The sequence below is a fragment of the Micromonospora sp. NPDC048868 genome, from assembly GCF_043198195.1.
Lineage (GTDB): Bacteria > Actinomycetota > Actinomycetes > Mycobacteriales > Micromonosporaceae > Micromonospora > Micromonospora reichwaldensis.
Genome location: NZ_JBICUN010000042.1, coordinates 1 through 1,605, shown reverse-complemented (window position 1 = coordinate 1,605; position 1,605 = coordinate 1). Strand labels below are relative to the sequence as shown.

At 73.5% G+C, this 1,605-nt stretch carries 1 protein-coding gene; it reads left to right on the top strand.

The features are described from left to right. Nucleotides 1–37: 37 nt before the first annotated feature. Nucleotides 38–1,605: amino acid adenylation domain-containing protein (locus ACGFNF_RS30340; protein ID WP_393172353.1), on the top strand; the 1,568-nt coding region annotated here is incomplete at its 3' end.

Sequence of the window (1,605 nt, the reverse complement as noted above, 5' to 3'; positions counted from 1 at the left end):
CTTCCGCCAACTCCTGCACCACTCCCGCACCGTCCTCATGCACGCCGTCACCCACCAGGACATCCCCTTCGACAAACTCGTCGAACACACCCGACACACCCGCGACCGCCACACCCCACCCCTCATCCAGACCGTCTTCACCGGCGGAAACGCCACGGGCCTCGCCGACGAGCCCATGCCACTGCACACCGCCACGATGCGGCCGGTGTCGATCGAGCCGGGAACCGCGAAGTTCGACCTCACGGTCCACGCGGAGGTGGGGACCGACACCGTCGACGTGTACTTCAGCTACGCCCGCGACCTGTACGAGCCCGGCACCATGGCCGACCTGGCCGACAGCTACCGCGCCCTCGTCGCCGCCGTGCTGGCCGATCCCGACCGGCGCCTGTCCACCGTGGAGGCCGTCACCGACGACCAGCGCCAGCGGCTCGCGGCGGTGTCCACGGGGCGGCGGAGCGGGTCGGACGGCGCTCCCGGGTGCGTGCCCCGGCTGGTGACGGAGACGGCCCGACGGCAGCCCGACACCGTGGCGATCGTCGACGGAACGAACACCCTCACCTACCGCGAACTCGACGAGTGGTCCAACCACCTCGCCCACCAACTCCTGCACCACGGCGCCCGACCCGACCACCCCGTCGCCGTCAACCTCCCACCCGGCACACCCGCCATCACCGCCATGCTCGCCGTCCTCAAAGCCGGCGCCGCCTACCTCCCCATCGACCCCACCGCACCACCCGCACGCCGACACCACCTCATCACCAACTCCGCCGTCACCATCCTCATCACCCAAGACCCCCACGACACCGACACACCCCCCGGCGTCGTCACCCTCGCCCCGCACCGCTCCGCCTCCCCGGCGGCACCCCGGGTCGACATCCACCCGGAGCAGTTGGCGTACGTCATCCACACCTCCGGCTCGACGGGCGTCCCCAAGGGCGTCATGGTCGCCCACCACGCCCTGGCCAACCTCGTCCGGTGGCACCTCGACACCTACCCCAGCGGGCCCGGCGAGCACCACGGGCAGATCGCCAGCCTCGGCTTCGACGCGGCGGTGTGGGAGATCTGGCCCGCGCTGGTCAGCGGCGCCACCCTGCACATCGCCGACCCGGCCCACCGCCTCGACCCCGCCGCGCTGCACGACTGGATGCACCGGCAGGGTCTCACCGAGGCCTTCGTGCCCACCCCGATCGCCGAGGCCATCCTGCGGCTGCCCACGCCGCCCACCACCACGCTGCGCACGCTGCTCACGGGTGGGGACGCCCTCACCACCCGGCCCTCCGCGCGCACCCCCTACGCCCTGGTCAACCACTACGGGCCCACCGAGGCCGCGGTCGTCGCCACCGCCGGGCCGGTGCGCCCGGACGGGACCCACCGGCCGGATCTCGGCACCCCGATCGACGGCGCCCGCGTCCACCTCCTCGACGCCGAGCTGCGGCTGGTGCCGCCCGGGGCGCCCGGCGAACTCTGCATCGCCGGCGACGGACTGGCCCGGGGATACCTCGGCCGTCCGGGGCAGACGGCGGAGCGGTTCCTGCCCGACCCGTACGGACCACCCGGCAGCCGCCTCTACCGCACCGGCGACCTCTGCCGCCTCCGCACCGACGG